Below are 18,787 nucleotides of genomic sequence, written 5' to 3' on the forward strand. Positions count from 1 at the left end.
GCGGGCCGGGCAGTCAAGGGTGGCCGAAGGCCATCGCGAAGCGACGCGACGAAGGAGCGCCCTTGACGGCCCGGCCCGACACGGAAGGACAGTGGACTGACGGGAAGCCCCCGAACCCCCACCGACCCCGGCCGCGGGTCCCCCGCCCCCCGCAGCGGCGGCGCGCACGGCCGCCTCAGCCGCACCCACTGGCGGCCACACCGCCCCACCGGCCCCACCGCCCCACCGGCCCCGCCGAACGACCGAAGCGGCGGAACCGAAGCGGCGGGACCGAGGCGGGCGGGGGCCAAGGGCTACCCAGGGGTAATGCGGCGTGGCAAGCTGCGCCGCATGAATCTTCACGGGGACCGGGCCCGGTACGACCGGGCCACCGCGCATCTCGACGCCCCCCTCGCCATCGTGGACCTCGACGCGTTCGACGCCAACGCCGACGACCTCGTCCGCCGCGCCGCGGGCAAGCCGGTGCGGGTCGCCAGCAAGTCGGTGCGTTGCCGGGGGCTCCTCGAACGGGTCCTGGCCCGGCCGGGGTTCGCCGGGATCATGTCGTACACCCTCGCGGAGTCGGTCTGGCTGGCCAGGTCCGGGTTCGAGGACGTCCTGCTGGCCTATCCCTCCGCCGACCGCGCCGGCTTCGCCGAGCTCGCCGGGGATCCGAAGCTGGCCGCCGCCGTCACGGTCATGGTGGACGACCTCGCGCAGCTGGAGCTGATCGACCGGGCCCGGGACGGCGGTGCGCAGGAGATCCGGGTCTGCCTGGAGCTGGACACCGCGCTGCACCTGCTCGGCGGCAGGGTCCGCGTGGGGGCCCGGCGTTCGCCGCTGCGTGAGCCGGCTCAGCTCGCGGAGCTCGCGCGGGCGGTCGCTGCCCGGCCGGGGTTCCGGGTGGTGGGGCTCATGGGGTACGAGGGGCACGTCGCCGGGGTCGGGGACGCGCTGGCCGGGCGGCCGCTGCGGTCGCGGGCCATCCGGCTCATGCAGGGCGCGGCCCGCAAGGAGCTCGCGGCCCGTCGCGCCGAGACCGTACGGGCCGTGCGGGCGGCGGTGCCGGACCTGGAGTTCGTCAACGGCGGCGGCACCGGCAGCGTCCAGCAGACCGCCGCCGAGGAGGCGGTCACCGAGATCGCCGCCGGGTCGGGGCTGTACGTACCGCGGCTGTTCGACAACTACACCTCCTTCCGCGGCCGCCCGGCGGCGCTCTTCGCGCAGCCGGTGGTCCGGCGCCCCGGGGTGGGGGTGGTCACGGTGCTCGGCGGGGGCTATCCGGCCTCCGGGGCGGCGGGCCCGGACCGGCTGCCGCAGCCGTATCTGCCGCCGGGGCTGCGCTATGACCCGCAGGAGGGCGCGGGTGAGGTGCAGACGCCGCTGCTGGGCGGCCCGGCCGACGACCTGCTGATCGGCGACCGGGTCTGGTTCCGGCACGCCAAGGCCGGTGAGCTGTGCGAGCGGTTCGACGTGCTGCACCTGGTCCAGGGTGATCGGGTGACCGCTTCCGTACCGACGTACCGGGGCGAGGGGCGGACCTTCCTCTAGAAGCCGGAAGACGGTGTCCGCTAGAAGACTGTGTCCGTCTGGTCGGGGATGACGCTCGTGTCGCCCCGGCGGACGGGGCCGGGCGTGCCGTCGTGGCCGGTGTAGCCCGTGCTCGCGCACGGGTAGGGCGTGGTCTTCTGCTTCTTGGGCTCGATGAACATGGGGTTCACGATCCACTTGCCGTCGCTGTTGTCGTAGGCACGGCACATGAGTTCGTTCTTGTTGCGGTTGACGACGAGCCGCAGGGCGGTCGCGTCCCGCAGGAACGAGACGTCGGTGTCGGAGTCGCCCGCGGCGAACACCTGGCGGCGGGGGGCCGGCTGGACCTTTTCGGCGGCGGCGCCGCGGACGCCGAAGACCTCCTGGTTGATCCAGCAGCGCTTGCCGTCGATGTACGTGATCATCGTGTCGGCGCCGTCCGCGACGGATCCGCAGCCCTGGAGGTGGGGGGTGAACGTGCCGCCGCGCGTGGTGGTGTTGCGGATGCCGATGACGTGGTCGGGGGCGATTCCGGCGCCCTCGGCCCACACTTCGACCACCGGCTGGGGCGAGGCGGAGCTGATCCAGACGTCGAAGCCGGCCTTCTGGAGGCTCGTGACCAGGTCCCTCTGCTGGTCGTAGTACCGGACCCAGCCGGTGGCGGTGCCGCTGCCGACCTGCTGCCGGGTGCCGACGGGTGCGGCGAGGTTCTCGGCGCGGGCGGCGGCCGCGAAGCCGCGGATCTCGCGGGCGGTCCAGCCCTGCATCAGCTGGGGCAGCCAGGCGTACGCGGGTTCGGTCGTGCGGTGGTCCCAGCCGGCGAAGGCGGCGGCGCCGGCGCGGGTCGCGGAGGTGCCGTAGACGGCGGCGAGTTCGTCCGCGCAGCCGGTGCCCTCGGGGGTGCCGGTGGGCAGCGGGTCGCCGGGGGCGGCGAGGTCGCCGCAGGCGTCGGCGAGGGCGCGGGCGGCGTCCGGGGTGAGGTGGCGGCTGGTGGTGGACCAGTCTCCGGCGGCGGGCCGGCGGATCTTCCCGTTGCGCAGGAGCCAGTACATGGTGGCGTCGCCGACGTCGTTCTTGACGACGGTGTTGTCCCAGTCGAAGACGGCGACGGGCCGGGTGCGGGTCGGGCGGTACGGGTTGCAGGCGCCGTACTGGTCGATCAGCTGCTGGAGCCGGGCCCGGTTGTCCCCGTACCAGCCGGCGGCGAGCTTCGGGGTGGTGCAGGGGGCGCCGGGGCGGGCCGCCCGGGCGGCGGGAGCGGTGGCGACGAGGGCGGCGGCGGCCATCGCGGCGGCCGCGGCGGCCGCCGGGAGCCGCCGGGCGGTGGTGGGTCGGGTCACTGGGGTGGTCTCTCCTGGTTCCGGTGGGGTTCGTCGCGGTCCGGTAGGGTTCGTCGCGGTCCGGTGGGGTTCCTCGCGGTCCGGTGGGGTTCCTCGCGGACGGTGGGCTTCCTCGCGGACGGTGGAGCGCGACAGCCGGGCGTCGTGCGACGCCCGGCTGTCGGGGGAGTACGGCTGCGGCTCGGCGGAGCCGCCGGCCTACAGGGGCGTCACGTACGCGCCGGAGATGCCGCCGTCGACGAGGAAGTCGGTGGCGTTGACGAAGGAGGAGTCGTCGCTGGCGAGGAAGGCTACGGCGGCCGCGATCTCGGTGGGCTCGGCGAACCGCCCCAGCGGGATGTGGACGAGGCGGCGGGCTGCCCGCTCCGGGTCCTTCGCGAACAGTTCCTGCAGCAGCGGGGTGTTGACGGGGCCCGGGCACAGGGCGTTGACGCGGATGCCCTCGCGGGCGAACTGCACGCCGAGCTCGCGGGACATGGCGAGTACGCCGCCCTTGGAGGCGGTGTAGGAGATCTGGGAGGTGGCGGCGCCCATGATCGCCACGAAGGAGGCGGTGTTGATGATGGAGCCGCGGCCCTGGCGCTGCATGTAGGGCAGAGCGGCTTTGCAGCACAGGTAGACGGAGGTGAGGTTGACGTCCTGGACGCGCTTCCAGGCCTCCAGGCCGGTGGTGAGGATGGAGTCGTCGTCGGGCGGCGAGATGCCCGCGTTGTTGAAGGCGACGTCGACGGAGCCGTAGGTGTCGAAGGCGGTCCTGAAGAGGGCCTCGACCTCCTCGGGGCTGGTGACGTCGACCTTGACGAAGGTGCCGCCGACCTCCTCGGCGGCGGCCTTGCCCGCGGTCTCGTCGATGTCGCCGCAGACGACGTTGGCGCCCTCGGAGGCCAGGCGCCGGGCGGCGGCGAGGCCGATGCCGCTGCCGGCTCCGGTGATGACGGCGGTGCGGCCGACCAGGCGGCGGCAGACGATCTCTTCGGTGCTCTGACTGGTCATGGTCTTTCAGGCCTCCGTGCTGATGAAGACGTTCTTGGTCTCGGTGAATGCGGTGAGGGCTTCGGGGCCGAGTTCGCGGCCGAGGCCGGACTGCTTGTAGCCGCCGAAGGGGGTCCAGTAGCGCACGCTGCTGTGGGAGTTGACGGAGAGGTTGCCCGCGGCGACGGCGCGCGAGACGCGCAGGGCGCGGCCGAGGTCGCGGGTCCACAGGGAGCCGGAGAGGCCGTACTCGGTCGCGTTGGCCAGGCGTACGGCGTCCTCCTCGTCCTCGAAGGGCAGGACGACGGCGACCGGGCCGAAGACCTCCTCGGCCGCCACGGGCGCGGTGGGGGCGACGCCGGTGACGAGGGTCGGGGGGTACCAGAAGCCGGGGCCCTCGGGGGCGGTGCCGCGGACGGCGGTGAGGTCGTCGGTGACGTACGACCGTACGCGGTCCAGTTGTGCGCGGGAGATCAGCGGCCCCATCTGGGTCTTCTCGTCGGCCGGGTCACCGACGCGGACGCCTTCGATCCCCGGTGCGAGCAGGTCCAGGAAGCGGTCGTACGCGCTCCGCTGGACGAGGATGCGGGTGCGGGCGCAGCAGTCCTGGCCGGTGTTGTCGAGGAAGGCCATCGGCGCTGCGGCGGCCGCGGCCTCCAGGTCGGCGTCGGCGAAGACGATGTTGGGGCTCTTGCCGCCGAGTTCCAGGGTGACCCGCTTCACCCGTTCGGCGCATGCGGCCATGATCTGCTTGCCGACCCGGGTGGAGCCGGTGAAGACGATCTTCGCCACGCCGGGGTGTTCGACGAGCGCGTCGCCCGCGACCGTTCCGCGGCCGGGGAGCACCTGGAAGAGGTGCTCGGGGATCCCGGCTTCGAGGGCGAGTTCGGCGAGCCGCAGCGCGGTGAGGGGGGTGGTCTCGGCGGGCTTGAGGAGGACGGCGTTGCCCGCGGCGAGCGCCGGGGCCAGGCCCCAGGCGGCGATCGGCAGGGGGAAGTTCCACGGGGCGATGACGCCGATGACCCCGAGGGGTTCGAGGAAGGTGACGTCGATGCCGCCCGCGACGGGGATCTGGCGGCCGGAGAGCCGCTCCACTCCCCCGGCGGCGAATTCGAGCATGTCGCGTACGTTGCCGGCCTCCCAGCGGGCGTTGCCGATGGTGTGGCCGGCCTCGCGCACCTCCAGCCGGGCCAGTTCCTCGATGTGCCCGTCGACCACTGCGGCGAAGCGGCGCAGCAGCCGGGCCCGGTCGGCGGGGGCCGCCGCGGCCCAGCCGCGCTGCGCGGCGGCGGCTCGGGCGACGGCGGCATCGACATCGTCCCGTGTGGCGGCCGGGACGATGGCGACGATTTCCTCGGTGGCCGGATTCAGTACTTCCAGCGCATCGGACACGTGGTGCCTCTCAGACGTTCGGTTGCGATGTGTGCCGGGACCGGCAAGGCCCGGGGGCGGCAAGGCCGGGGGCGGCAAGGCCGGGGCCGGGCCGGCGGGCGGCCCTCAGAGGCGTTCGAAGGAGCGGCGCAGCTCCCAGTCGGTGACAGCGGAGTCGTACGCGTCCAGTTCGACGCGGGCCATGTTGCGGTAGTGGGCGACCACTTCGGGGCCGAACGCGGCCTTGGCGATCTCGCTGTTCTCCCACAGCTCGGCAGCTTCGCGCAGGGTGGTGGGAACGTGCGCGAAGTCGGCCGTGTAGGCGTTGCCCGCGCAGGCCTCGGGTAGTTCGAGGCGGTTCTCGATGCCGTAGAGCCCGGCCGCGACCAGCCCGGCGACGGCGAGGTAGGGGTTGACGTCGCCGCCGGGGAGGCGGTTCTCGAAGCGCATGGAGCGGCCGTGTCCGACGACCCGGAGGGCGCAGGTGCGGTTGTCCAGGCCCCAGGCCACGGCGGTCGGCGCGAAGGAACCCGGCCGGAAACGCTTGTACGAGTTGATGTTCGGGGCGTAGAGAAGGGAGAAGTCGCGCAGCGCGGCCAGCTGGCCGGCCAGGAAGTGTCGCATCACCGGTGACATTCCGTGTTCCGGGCCGTGTCCGTCCCCGGCCATCACGTTGTGTCCGTCGGTGTCGCTGAGCGAGAGGTGGATGTGGCAGGAGTTGCCCTCGCGCTCGTCGAACTTCGCCATGAAGGTGAGCGAGACGCCTTCCTGGGCGGCGATCTCCTTCGCCCCGGTCTTGTAGACGGCGTGCTGGTCGCAGGTGGTCAGGGCCTCGTCGTAGCGGAAGGCGATCTCGTGCTGGCCGAGGTTGCACTCCCCCTTCGCCGACTCGACGGTCAGGCCTGCGGCCTGCATCTCGTTGCGGATGCGGCGCAGCAGGGGCTCGATGCGGCCGGTCCCGAGGACGGAGTAGTCGATGTTGTACTGGTTGGCGGGGGTCAGTCCGCGGTAGTTCGCGTTCCAGGCCTGCTCGTAGGTGTCCTGGAAGACCATGAACTCCAGCTCGGTGCCGACCATGGCCGTGTACCCGAGCTCGGCGAGGCGCTCCAGCTGGCGGCGCAGGATCTGCCGGGGCGCGGCCACGACCGGCGTGCCGTCGTTCCAGGCGAGGTCGGCGAGGAGGAAGGCGCTGCCGGGGTTCCAGGGCAGGCGGCGCAGGGTGCCGAGGTCGGGGTGCATGGCGAAGTCGCCGTAGCCGCGGTCCCAGGAGGACATCTCGTATCCGTCGACGGTGTTCATGTCGGTGTCGACGGCGAGGAGGTAGTTGCAGCCCTCGGTGCCGTGTTCGAGGACCTCGTCGAGGAAGAAGCGTGCGGCGAACCGCTTGCCCTGGAGCCGTCCCTGCATGTCGGGGAAGGCCAGGACGACGGTGTCGATCTCACCGCTGGCGACGAGGGCGCGGAGCTCCTCGGGCGCGAGCGGCGGCTTGCGGTCTACCACTGGAATCTCTCCTTCGGTGAGCCGAGGGGGCCTAAGGTATTGAACAGAACCATTGCTTGGGAAGAGGAGGGACCGAGATGACCGGCACGGCGAGTGAAGGCGGCGCGATCGCACGGCTGAATCCGGTGTTGCGGCAGGTGCGGGCGGGCAACGGTTTCGAGGAGGCGCTGGAGCAGATCCTCCAGGTGGTCCGGCTGGGCCTGGTGCCCGGCGGCGAACGGCTTCCGCCCGAGCGGGAGTTGGCGGAGCGGATGGGGATCAGCCGGGTCACCCTGCGCGAGGTGCTGAAGGTACTCCAGGACCAGGGCCTGGTGGAGGCGCGGCGCGGCCGGTACGGCGGGACGTTCGTGCTGCCGCGCCCCGACACCCCGGCCGGCGGCACCGAGGACGAGCTCCGCCGGCGGGTGGTGGGCGTGGACATCGAGGACGTCCTGCGCTTCCGCGAGGTCCTGGAGGTGGGCGCGGCCGGCCTGTGCGCGGCCCAGGGGCTCTCCGAGGAGGACGGCGAACGGCTGCTCGCCGCACTCGCGGCCACGCACGACGCGCCGCTCACCGACTACCGCCGCCAGGACACCCTCTTCCACCTCACCCTGTGCGAGCTCGCCGGCTCCGCCACCCTGACGGCCCAGTACGCCGCCGTCCGGGCGACCGTCAACGACCTGCTGGACTGCATCCCCCTGCTGGTGCGCAACCTGGAGCACTCGCAGCAGCAGCACAGCGCACTCGTCGAGGCGGTGCTGGAGCGGGACGCCGAGGCGGCGCGCGAGGTGATGCGCGAGCACTGCTGCGGTACGGCCGCGCTGCTGCGGGGATTCCTGGCCTGAGGGGGTTTCGTCACCGCTGTTTGACGCAGGGGTCTTGCGCACTCCCCGCTCCGACCGCAAAGGTACGCCCCACAACCATTGCCTGAGGCAGGAGTGCACATGGCCGACGACACCGAGGCACGGCTCGCAGTCGCGCCCGAATCCCCCACCCCCTCCGGCAGCGGCGGCGACGGCTACCTGGAGCGCCGTACGCTGCGCCGCGGCAGCGCCGGCTGGCTGCTGCTCACCGGTCTGGGCGTCGCGTACGTCGTCTCCGGCGACTTCTCCGGATGGAACGTCGGCCTCGCCCAGGGCGGCTTCGGCGGGCTCGCCCTCGCCACCGTCCTGATGGGCGCGATGTACGCCTGCCTGGTCTTCTCCCTCGCGGAGCTGTCCGCGATCCTGCCGACGGCGGGCGGCGGCTACGGCTTCGCGCGCCGCGCCCTGGGCCCCTGGGGCGGCTTCCTCACCGGCACCGCGATCCTCATCGAGTACGTCCTCGCGCCCGCCGCGATCGCCATCTTCATCGGCGACTACGTCGAATCCCTCGACCTCTTCGGCCTCACCTCCGGCTGGCCCGTCTACCTGGCCTGCTTCGCGGTGTTCATCGGCATCCACCTGTGGGGCGTGGGCGAGGCGCTGCGCTTCTCCCTCGTCGTGACCGCGGTGGCCGTGCTCGCGCTGGTCGTCTTCGCGGCCGGCGCGTTCACCGGCTTCGACCCGGGCCGTCTCGACGACATCGCCGTCGACACCACCGCCTTCGGCGCGGGCTCCTGGCTGCCGCTGGGGGTGCTCGGCATCTGGGCGGCCTTCCCCTTCGGCATGTGGTTCTTCCTCGGCGTCGAGGGCGTACCGCTCGCGGCCGAGGAGGCCAAGGACCCGGTGCGCTCCATGCCGCGCGCCCTGTCCATCTCCATGGGCATCCTCGTGCTGCTCGCGCTGATCACCTTCCTGGCCTCGACCGGGGCGCGCGGCGCCGATGCCATCAAGGACGCCGGCAACCCGCTGGTCGTCGCCCTGGAGGGCGACCCCGGCCTGTCCTGGCTCAAGACCTTCGTCAACTACGCGGGTCTGGCCGGCCTCGTGGCCTCGTTCTTCTCCCTCATCTACGCCGGCTCGCGCCAGCTGTTCGCCCTGTCCCGGGCGGGCTACCTGCCGCGCTTCCTGTCCCTGACCTCCCGCCGCAAGGCCCCGTACCTGGGGCTGCTGATCCCCGGCGCGATCGGCTTCGCGCTGGCGGCGGCCACCGGGAACGGCCCGCGCATGCTCAACATCGCGGTGTTCGGCGCGACCATCTCGTACGCGCTGATGGCCCTGTCCCACATCGTGCTGCGCAGGCGGGAGCCGGGCCTGGAGCGGCCGTACCGTACGCCCGGCGGCGTCGCCACCTCGTCGGTGGCGTTCGTCCTCGCCCTGTCGGCGCTCGTCGCCACCTTCCTGGTGGACAAGGACGCGGCATTCATGGCCCTGGGTGTGTACGCCGTCGCCCTCGCCTACTTCGCGTTCTACAGTCGCCACCATCTCGTCGCCTCCGCGCCGGAGGAGGAGTTCGCGGCGCTGGCGCAGGCCGAGGCCGAGCTCACCCGCGACTGACCCCCGCCGCACGACCCGACCCTTCCCCATCCCTTTCGGAGGTAACCACCGTGCCCAGGCCGCTCATCGGCATCACCACCTACGTGGAGGAATCCACCCGCTTCCGGGTGTGGGACGTCCCGGCCTCCCTGGTGCCCGCGGGCTATTACGAGCTCGTACAGGCGGCGGGCGGCGCGGCGGTCCTCCTCCCGCCGGACGATCCGGCAGCGGCGGCGGAGGTGCTCGGCCGGGTGGACGGCCTGGTCGTCGCGGGCGGCCCCGACCTGGACCCGGCCCGTTACGGCGCCGAGCGCGACCCCCGTACGGGGCCTGCGGCCACGCAGCGCGACGACTGGGAACTCGCCCTGATCACGGCGGCGTTGGAGGCGGACAAGCCCCTGCTCGGCATCTGCCGCGGCATGCAGGCGCTGAACGTGGCCCTGGGCGGCACGCTGGTCCAGCACATCGACGGGCACGTGGAGACGCCGGGCGTGATGTCCTGGCACCCGGTCCGGCCGGTCGCGGGCACACGGTACGCGCAGCTGGTCCCGGAGGAGGCGGACGTCCCGACCTACCACCACCAGGCCGTCGACCGCCTGGGCGCGGGCCTGGTCGCCTCCGCCCACGCGGAGGACGGCACGGTGGAAGCCATCGAACTACCGGACACCGCCCGCTGGGTGCTGGGCGTCCAGTGGCACCCGGAAAGCGACAAGGACACCCGTGTCCTTGCCTCCCTGGTGGAGGCCTCGGCCGGTCCCCGCTGACCGGCTCCCCGCCGGCCCGTCGGCGCGCGCCTCCGCGGGCGGGCGCCGGCGGGCCGCCGGTCAGGCCGTGGCGCGGGTGAGGGAGAGGAGGTCGCGGGCCGGGCCGGCGGGGCGGGAGCCGGTGGGCCAGACCGCGCGCAGGGCGCGGTCGAGGGGGGCGCCGGCCACCGGCACCGCCACCAGGCGGCGCGCCGCGAGCTCGTCGCCCACCGCCAGCTCCGACAGGACGCACGGCCCCGCCCCGCTCACCGCCGCGGCCTTGACGGCCGTGGTGGAGGCGAGTTCCAGCAACGGCTCCGCGAGTCCCCCGGCGCCCGACAGGGCGGCGTCCAGCACCTGACGCGTCCCCGACCCGCGCTCCCGCAGGATCAGCGGCGTCCCCGCCAGCTCCGCCGCCTCGATCCCCCGTGAGCGCCGCGCCCACCGGTGGCCGGGGGCCACCGCCACCACCAGCCGGTCCTGCGCGATCACCACCGCGTCCAGCCCGTCCGGCACCGTCAGCCCCTCCACGAAGCCGAGGTCCGCCTCGTGGGCGAGCACCCGTGCGGCCACGACCGCCGAGTTCCCGGCGTGCAGCGACACCGCAGTCCCCGGCCGCTGCCCGCGCAGGGCGATCAGCCAGCCGGGCAGCAGGTACTCCGCAATGGTCATACTGGCGGCCACCCGAAGCCGCGAGTCCCGCCGGCCGCGCAGCGCCTGGGCGCCCGCGTCGAACGCCTCCGCGGCCTCCACCACCCGCCGGGCCCAGTCGGTGACCAGCGCGCCCTCCGCCGTCAGCGTCGAGCCGCGCGGCGAACGGTCCACCAGCGCCACCCCGAGCCGTGCCTCCATGGCGCGGATCCGGCTGCTCGCGGCGGGCTGGGTGATGCCCATCCGCTTGGCGGCGCCGCTCAGGCTGCCGGCCCGGGCCACCGCGAGCAGCAGCTCCAACGCACCCAGGTCCGGTACCCGGTGCGCCAGCGGGACCCACTCCTCATCAGCCATAAAGTCAGTTTATGACCTCATAGGGACATGGCCTCTGCCGCCCGGCGGCGCCCGGCGTGAGGCTGGGCCCATGGCCACCACCGTCGTACGACCCCGTTCCGCCACCCCGCGGACCCCCCGGGCCCACAAGGCCTTCCCGGCGCTCCGCCACCTCGGCCCCAACTGGTACGCCTCCGTCATGGGCACGGCGATCGTCGCCAACGCCGGTGCGACCCTCCCGTACCAGGTCCCCGGCCAGCGGGCGGCCTGCCAGCTGGTCTGGGCGCTGTCCGCCCTGGCCCTGGCCGTCCTGCTCGCCGCACGAGCCCTGCACTGGGTCCACCACCGGGACCAGGCCCGCGCGCACCTCCTCGACCCGGCCGTCGCCCCCTTCCACGGCTGCCTCTCCATGGCCCTGCTCGCCGTCGGCGCCGGCACCCTCCTCGTCGGCAAGGACCTGATCGGAGAGGGACCCGCGGTCGCCGTGGACGCCGTCCTCTTCACCGCCGGCACCGCCACCGGCCTGGTTCTGGCCGTGGCCGTGCCCTACCTGATGGTCGTGCGGCACCGGGCCGAGGCCTCCCAGGCCAGCCCGGTCTGGCTGCTCCCCCTGGTGGCCCCGATGGTCTCCGCCGCCGTCGGCCCGCTGCTGGTACCCCACCTGCCCGCGGGCCAGGCCCGCGAGGCGCTCCTGCTGGCCTGCCACGCCATGTTCGGCCTCAGCCTGCTGGCCGTCCTGGTGATGCTGCCGCTCGTCTTCGGCCGGCTGATCACGGGCGAGCCGCTCCCGCCGGCCCTGGCCCCCACCCTGTTCCTGGTCCTCGGCCCGCTCGGCCAGTCCACCACCGCCGTGAACCAGCTCGCCGACGCGGCCCCCCACGCGGTCGACGCCCCCCTTGCCGGAGCGTTCGCCGCCTTCGCCGTCGTCTACGGGGTGCCCGTCATGGGGTTCGCCCTGCTGTGGCTGGCTCTCGCCGCCTCGCTGCTGGTCCGGGCCGCCCGGGACGGCATGGGCTTCGCGATGACCTGGTGGGCGCTGACCTTCCCCGTCGGCACCTGCGTGACCGGCGCCGCCGGCCTGTCCCGCCACACCGGGCTGACCGCGTTCGCCTGGCTGGCCGCGGGCCTCTTCCTCGCCCTGCTCACCGCCTGGCTGCTCGCCGCCGGCCACACCCTGCGCGGCCTGCGCACCGGCCGGCTCCTCCCCCGCTAGCCGCTCGGCCGGCCCGAGCGCGGCCGGCCGCGCTCAGCGCGCCGCGCGCAGGGCGGCCGCCAGGGCCTGGGGGGCCTGCACCAGCGAGGGGCCGTACCAGGTGAGGAAACGGCCGTCGACCAGTGCGGCCGGACGGCCCGGGAACGCCTCCGGGCCGTCCTCGCGCGTGAAGCGGTACGGCTCGTCGGGCAGCACCACCAGATCGCAGTCGACGGCGGCCAGCTCCGCCACCGGCACCCGCGGATACCGCTCGGGGTGGCCCGCGTAGACGTTGCGCACCCCCAGCCGCGCGAGCAGGTCCCCGGCGAAGGTGTCACGGCCCAGCACCATCCAGGGGCGCCGCCAGACCGGTACGAACGCGCGCAGCGGGCCCACCGGCTCCGCCGCGGCCCACGCCGCCTCCGCCTCGTCCAGCCACCCCGGCCTCGGCAGACCCAGGGCCCCCACCAGCACCCGGTCCAGTTCGGCCAGCGCCTGGGGCAGCGAGCGGATCGCGGTGACCAGCACCTCCACCCCGGCGGCCCGCAGCGCGGCCAGGTCCGGGGCGCGGTTCTCCTCCTCGTTGGCGATGACCAGGTCCGGGCGCAGCCCCACGATCCGCCCCACGTCCGGGTTCTTCGTCCCCCCGATGCGCACCGCACCCCGCGCCTCCAGGCCGGCCGGGTGCGTGCACCAGTCCGTGACCCCGGCCAGCAGACCGGGCGCCGTCACCGCCACCGCCTCGGTCAGCGAGGGCACCAGCGAGACGACCCGCGTCCCGGTCAGTGGCCCGGGGAGGGCGGCTCGGAGGTCGCGTGGATGTGCTCGCCGACCGCCACGACCAGGAAACGGGTGTCCTCGCTGACCGCCCGCCAGCGGTGCCGTACGCCGCCGGACAGGAACAGCGCGTCCCCGCTCTCCAGCCGGTAGGCCCGCCCCTCCGCCTCCACCTGGCAGGCGCCGGAGACCACGTACATCAGCTCGTCGTTGCGGTGCTGGTACTCGCGACCCGCGTCCTGGTCCCCGGTGAATTCCAGCGCGTGCAGCTGGTGGTGCCCGCGTACGAGGGGGCGTACGCCCGGGGCCGGGGTGAGCCCCGAGTCGTCCCCGGCCCGCACCAGGTCGACCGTGCGCGCGGTGTCGGACGCGGCCAGCAGCTCGACGGCCGTGGTCTCCAGCGCATCGGCCACCCGTTCGAGGGAGCGCATGCTGGGCCGGGCCCGCTCGTTCTCTATCTGGCTCAGGAAGGGCACCGACAGACCGCTGCGCGCCGAAACGGCGGCGAGGGTGAGATGGAGCGCCCGGCGCCGCTTGCGCACGGCGACGCCCACCCGGAGCGGTTCCTTGGCGTCCTTGTCCCGCTCCTTGTCTTCCCTGTCGTACGAGCCGTCCCTGTCGTCCATGGCGGGGCTGCCCTCCCCTTGTCCTGGTCCGTCGCACATCGGTGTGCTGTAAGCACCTTACGCAGCAACCGCCTCCGGTTTCGCGCGCAAGAGCCCTCCAGGCTACGCCCCGGCGGAAACTCGTGTGCCACTTCCGATCACTCTTGCGGCCACTTCCCGTGCCCCCGCCCGTAACCGGGCGGTGTCGGCGGGGTGCGGCATCATCGTCGTCGTGACGACGACTCGACGCCTGATGCTCCTGGACACCGCCTCCCTCTACTTCCGCGCGTACTTCGGTGTGCCGGACTCCGTGAAGGCGCCCGACGGTACGCCGGTCAACGCCGTGCGCGGGCTGCTCGACATGATCGCGCGGCTGGTCCAGGACCACCGCCCCGACGACCTGGTGGCCTGCATGGACGCCGACTGGCGGCCGCACTGGCGGGTGGAGCTGATCCCCTCGTACAAGGCCCACCGGGTCGCCGTGGAGACCGGGACCGGGCCGGACGTGGAGGAGACCCCGGACACCCTGGCGCCGCAGGTGCCGATCATCGAGGCGGCGCTGGACGCCTTCGGCATCGCGCGGGTGGGGGTCGCCGGGTACGAGGCGGACGACGTGATCGGCACGCTGACGGCCCGCGCCACCGGTCCGGTGGACATCGTCACCGGCGACCGGGACCTCTACCAGCTCGTGGACGACGCCCGGCAGCGGCGCGTGCTGTACCCGATCAAGGGCGTGGGATCGCTCCAGGTCACCGACGAGGCCTGGCTGCGGGCGAAGTACGGGGTGGACGGCCCGGGCTACGCGGACCTGGCCCTGCTGCGCGGCGACCCGAGCGACGGCCTGCCCGGGGTGCCCGGCATCGGTGAGAAGACCGCGGCGAAGCTCCTGGACGCCTACGGCAGCCTGGCCGGGATCATCGCCGCCGTCGACGACCCGAAGTCGGGGCTGACCCCGGCGCAGCGCAAGCGGCTGGACGAGGCCCGGGCCTATCTGGCCGTGGCCCCGAAGGTGGTCCGCGTGGCCTCGGACGTGCCGCTGCCGCCCTTCGATCCGGCCCTGCCGGCCGTCCCGGCGGAGCCGGAGGTGGTCGACGCCCTTGCGCGCCGGTGGGGCCTGGGCGGAGCGGTGGCGCGCCTGGGCAGCGCACTGCGCCCTTGAGGTGCTAACTTAGGTACGCCTAAGTTTCAGGGGAGTCAGGGGAGACGCCGTGGCTGAAGGACGCGCCCGCTCGGTCGAGACCGCTACCGTCGTGCGCACCGAGCGGCTGACGCCGCACATGGTGCGGCTGGTGCTCGGCGGTACGGGACTGGCCCGGTTCGGCGCGGGCGAGTTCACCGACCACTACGTCAAGATCCTGTTCGCGCCCGAGGGCGTCACCTACCCCTCCCCGTGGGACCTGGACCGGATCCGGGCCGAGTACCCGCGGGAGTCCTGGCCGCGGCAGCGGGCGTACACGGTCCGCGCGTGGGACCCGGTGCACCAGGAGCTGACCCTCGACTTCGTCGTCCACGGCGACGAGGGCCTGGCCGGCCCGTGGGCGGCCCGCGTCCAGCCGGGAGAGCTCGTACGCTTCGTCGGCCCGGGCGGCGCCTACGCGCCGGACCCGGCGGCCGAGTGGCACCTGCTGGTCGGCGACGAGAGCGCGCTGCCGGCCATTGCCGCCGCGATGGAGCGGATGCCGGTTGGGGCGCTGGTCCACGCGTTCGTGGAGGTCGAGGGCCCGGACGACGAGCAGAAGATCGCCACCCCGGACGGGGCCGTCCCGCTGTGGATCCACCGCGGGACGCGGCCGGTCGGCGAGGCGCTGGTGGAGGCGGTCCAGAACCTGCCGTTCCCGTCCCGGGACGTCCACGCCTTCGTCCACGGAGAGGCGGCCTTCGTCAAGGAACTGCGCCGCCACCTGCGCCTGGAGCGCGGTATCGCCCGCGAACGCCTGTCCATCTCGGGCTACTGGCGCCTGGGCGAGACGGACGAGGGCTGGCGGGCGATCAAGCGCGACTGGAACGCCAGCGTGCTGGCCGAGCAGGAATCCGCCGCCTGATCTTCTCCCCCCGGGGCCCGCGGGGGACCCGCGGCGCGGGCTCGCCGACCGGCGGGCTCGGGCGATCGGCGCGAGAATGGCGGCATGCGTACCGTCGGTGTGCTGTCCGCAACGGGAGCGGCCCTGGTGCTGGCCGCAGGGATGGCGGTGGCGGCGCCGAGTCCGCCGCCCCCGCCGAAGCCGCTGATCGGCGAGGGCCAGGTCGACGAGGCCCTCAAACGCCTCCCCGGCTTCGTGGCCGACGGCATGCGCAAGACCGGCGTCCCCGGGGTGTCCGTGGCCGTCGTCCACCGCGACAAGGTCGTCTACCTCCAGGGCTTCGGGGTCCGCCGCACCGGCGAGACCGCGAAGGTCGGCCCGGACACCGTCTTCCAGATCGCCTCCCTCTCCAAGCCCGTCTCCTCCACGGTCATCGCCGGCGCCCTGAAGGACCCCGCCGACTGGGACCGCCGCACCGAACTCCCCGGCTTCGCCCTCAAGGACCCCTGGGTCACCGGCCACGTCACCGCCGCCGACCTCTTCTCCCACCGCAGCGGCCTCCCCGACCACGCGGGGGACCTCCTTGAGGACCTGGGCTACGACCAGGCGTACATCCTCGACCACCTCCGCCTGGAGCCCCTCACCCCCTTCCGGTCGAGCTACGCCTACACCAACTTCGGTTTCACCGCGGCCGCCGAGGCCGTCGCCCGCGCCCACGGCACGAGCTGGCAGAAGCTCAGCGAGGACACCCTCTTCAAGCCCGCCGGAATGACCCGCACCAGCACGGAGTTCTCCGCCTTCGCGCACGCCCCCGACCACGCGGCCACCCACGTCAAGAACCCCGACGGCACCTGGTCCCCGCGCTTCGTCCGCGATCCCGACGCCCAGGCCCCGGCCGGCGGGGTCAGCTCCACCGCCCGCGACATGGCCCGCTGGATGCGGCTCCAGCTGTCGGGCGGCACCCTCGACGGGACCCGGATCATCCCCGCCGACACCCTCGCCACCACCCACCTGCCGCAGATCCTGTCGCAGCCGCCCACCCCGCCCGCGAACCGCACCGGCTTCTACGGGCTCGGCTGGAACGTCTCGTACGACGACGCGGGCCGGCTGCGCCTGAGCCACTCCGGGGCCTTCGAGCTCGGCGCCAACACCAGCGTCACCCTGCTCCCGCTGGAGCAGCTCGGCATCGTCGTCCTCACCAACGGCGCCCCCGTCGGCGTCGCCGACGCCATCGCGATGAACTTCTTCGACACCGCCGAGCACGGCAAGCCGACCACCGACTGGCAGCCCCTGTTCGCCGAGATCTACGCCCAGGTGGACGGCGCCGGCCGCTCCCCCATCGACTACGCCCACCCGCCCGCCGGAGCCAAGCCGGCCCGCGCCGACTCCGCGTACACCGGGACCTACGACAACCCCTACTACGGCAAGCTCACGGTGGCGGCGGACCCCGGCGGCAGCGGCGGCCTCGTCCTCTCCCTCGGCCCCAAACCCCTGCGCTACCCGCTCACCCACTACGACGGCGACACCTTCAGCTTCGAGACCTCCGGCGAGAACGCGGTCGGCCGCACCGGGGTGACCTTCAAGGACGGCACCGTCCGCATCGAGTACCTGGACAAGACCCACCTGGGGACCTTCACCCGGCAGTAGCGGCATAGCCTGGACCCCGATGAGACGCAGAACCCCGGTACCCCCCTCGCCCCTCCCCCAGCGCGCCGGCATCGACCCCGTCCGGCTGCGGCTGCCCGCCGACCCGGACGGGCAGTGGCAGGACCTCGGCAGCTACCTCGCCGCCCGCTACGCCGGCACCCGCGGCGCCGGGTCCGTCGCCCGCCTGCTGGAGGGCGGACGGGTGCTCGGCGCCGGCGGGCGGGTGCTGCGCGCGCAGGACCCGTACGAGCCGGGCGCCTACCTGTGGTTCCACCGGGACATGGACCCGGAGCCGGCGGTGCCGTTCGGCCTCCGGGTCGTGCACCGGGACGCCCACCTGCTCGTCGTGGACAAACCGCATTTCCTGGCCACCACCCCGCGCGGCAGCCACATCACGCAGACCGCCCTGGCCCGGCTGCGCGAGGAGCTCGGCCTGCCGCAGCTCAGCCCGGTCCACCGGCTCGACCGGCTGACCGCCGGACTGGTGATGTTCAGCATCCGCCCCGAGGACCGCGGCCCGTACCAACAGCTCTTCCAGCAGCGGCGGGTGCACAAGCAGTACGAGGCCCTCGCCCGCCACGACCCGGCCGTCGACCTCCCCCGCACGGTCCGCAGCCACATCGAGAAGATCCGCGGGGTCATCGCGGCGACCGAGGTCCCCGGCGCCGAGCCGAACGCGGAGAGCCTGATCGAACTCACCGCCACCCGCGGCGGCCTGGGCCGCTACCGCCTGACCCCGCACACCGGCCGCACCCACCAGCTGCGGGTGCACATGAACGGCCTGGGCCTGCCGATCCTCGGCGACCCGGTGTATCCGCAGGTCACCGACCCGGCCCCGGACGACTACCGCCGTCCCCTGCAACTCCTGGCCCGCACGCTGTCGTTCACCGACCCGGTCACCGGAGCCCCGCACCGCTTCGAAAGCACCCTGACCCTCCAGGCCTGGGACGACTACGAGGCCTGGGCGGCATAGGCCGTCACCACGGCCGGTCCCCGTGGAAGGCTCAGCGCCGGGCTCCCGCGATGCGCAGCGCCGCGTCCGCGGTGGCCTCCGCGAAGGTGGCCACCGGGCGGCCCGGGTCGGAGCCGTGGATCAGCATGACGCCCTCGATGAGGCCGAACACCAGGTCGTTGCGCAGGGCCAGCCCGGCCCGGTCGCCGGCCAGTTCGGCTCCGGCGGTGGTGCCGTCGAGCAACGTGCGGTAGGCGTCCTTCAGTTCCCCGCGCATCCGGCGGAAGCGGGTGAACCGGGTGCCGCGCACCTCGGGCAGCAGATAAAGGGCGCCGAGGTTGTACGGGCCCCCGCACAACAGCGTCACGTCCGAGCGGCACAGCTCCCACAGCCGCTGCGCCGCGGGCCTGCCGGTGTCGGCGAGCAGCCGCCGGGCCAGCGCCAGCGAGGGCGCGACCGTGGACTCCAGGAGTTCGGCGAGGAGTTCCTCCTTGCCGCCGAAGTAGTGGTACATGGTGGCCTGGCGCATTCCGGCCCGTTCGGCCACCGCCCGCGTGGTGGTGGCCGCGTACCCCTGGAGGGTGAACAGTTCGGCCGCCGCGCAGAGGAGTTCCTCGCGCGGCGGCCGGCCACTCTGTGGTCTCAGCTGATCGGCGCGCGGCCGACCGACCCGTCTTCGCCTATCGTCCGGGCCCGTTCCCGAGCCCGGACCCGTTCCGCCGGTCATGCCTGCGATCGTCGCACAGGGACACGCCGGAGCGATCATGGCAAGAGATGAGATCTGGCCAACCCCACCCTC

Annotated in this window: 17 protein-coding genes; 9 read left to right on the forward strand and 8 right to left on the reverse strand. The window is 73.7% G+C overall.

The annotated features are described in order from the left end of the window. Nucleotides 1–330 precede the first annotated feature (330 nt). A complete protein-coding gene (locus tag ABZ128_RS30050) occupies nt 331–1,530 on the forward strand; it encodes an amino acid deaminase/aldolase (RefSeq protein WP_356852353.1) in 1,200 nt (399 codons plus the stop codon). A 20-nt stretch (nt 1,531–1,550) separates the two neighbouring features. Here the strand turns inward: ABZ128_RS30050 and ABZ128_RS30055 are convergent, their stop codons facing one another. The 4 genes from ABZ128_RS30055 to ABZ128_RS30070 form a co-directional block, all read right to left on the reverse strand. Continuing rightward, nucleotides 1,551–2,849: a haloacid dehalogenase-like hydrolase gene (locus ABZ128_RS30055; RefSeq protein WP_356852355.1), complete on the reverse strand. Its 1,299-nt coding sequence runs from the start codon at nt 2,847–2,849 to the stop codon at nt 1,551–1,553. Between the two features lie 198 nt (nt 2,850–3,047). After that, nucleotides 3,048–3,842: a 3-oxoacyl-ACP reductase gene (locus tag ABZ128_RS30060; protein ID WP_356852357.1), complete on the reverse strand. Its 795-nt coding sequence runs from the start codon at nt 3,840–3,842 to the stop codon at nt 3,048–3,050. Between the two features lie 6 nt (nt 3,843–3,848). Continuing rightward, nucleotides 3,849–5,213, reverse strand: a complete 1,365-nt coding sequence (locus ABZ128_RS30065) for an aldehyde dehydrogenase family protein (protein ID WP_356852358.1) — start codon at nt 5,211–5,213, stop codon at nt 3,849–3,851. A gap of 105 nt (nt 5,214–5,318) precedes the next feature. Beyond that, entirely contained in the window at nt 5,319–6,692 is a 1,374-nt protein-coding gene (locus tag ABZ128_RS30070; protein ID WP_356852360.1) for a glutamine synthetase family protein, read from the reverse strand. Between the two features lie 77 nt (nt 6,693–6,769). Here ABZ128_RS30070 and ABZ128_RS30075 point away from each other — a divergent pair, with 77 nt between their 5' ends. From ABZ128_RS30075 to ABZ128_RS30085, 3 genes are all read left to right on the forward strand, one after another. Continuing rightward, nucleotides 6,770–7,516: an FCD domain-containing protein gene (locus tag ABZ128_RS30075; RefSeq protein WP_356852362.1), complete on the forward strand. Its 747-nt coding sequence runs from the start codon at nt 6,770–6,772 to the stop codon at nt 7,514–7,516. A 99-nt stretch (nt 7,517–7,615) separates the two neighbouring features. Continuing rightward, nucleotides 7,616–9,088, forward strand: a complete 1,473-nt coding sequence (gene eat / locus ABZ128_RS30080; protein ID WP_356852363.1) for an ethanolamine permease — start codon at nt 7,616–7,618, stop codon at nt 9,086–9,088. Nucleotides 9,089–9,138: 50 nt separating this feature from the next. Further along, complete coding sequence (locus ABZ128_RS30085) at nt 9,139–9,831, forward strand: gamma-glutamyl-gamma-aminobutyrate hydrolase family protein (protein WP_356852365.1); 693 nt, start codon at nt 9,139–9,141, stop codon at nt 9,829–9,831. 60 nt (nt 9,832–9,891) lie between these two features. On the opposite strand, the gene ABZ128_RS30090 is transcribed toward ABZ128_RS30085, so the two are convergent. Further along, a complete protein-coding gene (locus ABZ128_RS30090) occupies nt 9,892–10,815 on the reverse strand; it encodes a LysR family transcriptional regulator (protein ID WP_356852366.1) in 924 nt (307 codons plus the stop codon). Nucleotides 10,816–10,993: 178 nt separating this feature from the next. On the opposite strand from ABZ128_RS30090, the gene ABZ128_RS30095 reads away from it, so the two are divergent. Further along, nucleotides 10,994–12,007 carry a TDT family transporter gene (locus tag ABZ128_RS30095; RefSeq protein ID WP_356852420.1) on the forward strand — a complete coding sequence of 338 codons (1,014 nt, stop codon included), beginning with the start codon at nt 10,994–10,996 and terminating at the stop codon, nt 12,005–12,007. Nucleotides 12,008–12,040: 33 nt separating this feature from the next. Here the strand turns inward: ABZ128_RS30095 and ABZ128_RS30100 are convergent, their stop codons facing one another. Both ABZ128_RS30100 and ABZ128_RS30105 read right to left on the reverse strand, forming a co-directional pair. Then, a complete protein-coding gene (locus ABZ128_RS30100; protein ID WP_356852422.1) occupies nt 12,041–12,772 on the reverse strand; it encodes a helical backbone metal receptor in 732 nt (243 codons plus the stop codon). Further along, the gene (locus ABZ128_RS30105) at nt 12,769–13,389 is read right to left on the reverse strand and encodes an XRE family transcriptional regulator (RefSeq protein WP_356852368.1); all 621 of its coding nucleotides are present in this window, start codon (nt 13,387–13,389) and stop codon (nt 12,769–12,771) included. Before ABZ128_RS30105 ends, ABZ128_RS30100 begins: the two co-directional genes overlap by 4 nt. Before the next feature lie 232 nt (nt 13,390–13,621). Between ABZ128_RS30105 and ABZ128_RS30110 the strand changes: the two genes are divergently transcribed. The 4 genes from ABZ128_RS30110 to ABZ128_RS30125 all read left to right on the forward strand — a co-directional run bounded on the left by ABZ128_RS30110 (nt 13,622) and on the right by ABZ128_RS30125 (nt 18,009). Continuing rightward, complete coding sequence (locus ABZ128_RS30110; protein WP_356852423.1) at nt 13,622–14,527, forward strand: 5'-3' exonuclease; 906 nt, start codon at nt 13,622–13,624, stop codon at nt 14,525–14,527. Nucleotides 14,528–14,576: 49 nt separating this feature from the next. Then, on the forward strand, nt 14,577–15,410 hold the full coding sequence (locus tag ABZ128_RS30115) for a siderophore-interacting protein (RefSeq protein ID WP_356852370.1): 834 nt from the start codon (nt 14,577–14,579) through the stop codon (nt 15,408–15,410). Nucleotides 15,411–15,494: 84 nt separating this feature from the next. Then, nucleotides 15,495–17,036: a serine hydrolase gene (locus ABZ128_RS30120; RefSeq protein WP_356852371.1), complete on the forward strand. Its 1,542-nt coding sequence runs from the start codon at nt 15,495–15,497 to the stop codon at nt 17,034–17,036. Between the two features lie 19 nt (nt 17,037–17,055). Next, nucleotides 17,056–18,009: an RluA family pseudouridine synthase gene (locus ABZ128_RS30125; protein ID WP_356852373.1), complete on the forward strand. Its 954-nt coding sequence runs from the start codon at nt 17,056–17,058 to the stop codon at nt 18,007–18,009. 31 nt (nt 18,010–18,040) lie between these two features. Here ABZ128_RS30125 and ABZ128_RS30130 read toward each other — a convergent pair whose 3' ends face one another. Further along, a complete protein-coding gene (locus tag ABZ128_RS30130) occupies nt 18,041–18,715 on the reverse strand; it encodes a helix-turn-helix domain-containing protein (protein WP_356852375.1) in 675 nt (224 codons plus the stop codon). Nucleotides 18,716–18,787: the final 72 nt, after the last annotated feature.

It is taken from the genome of Streptomyces sp. NPDC006326 (assembly GCF_040612915.1).
Classification (GTDB): Bacteria; Actinomycetota; Actinomycetes; order Streptomycetales; family Streptomycetaceae; genus Streptomyces.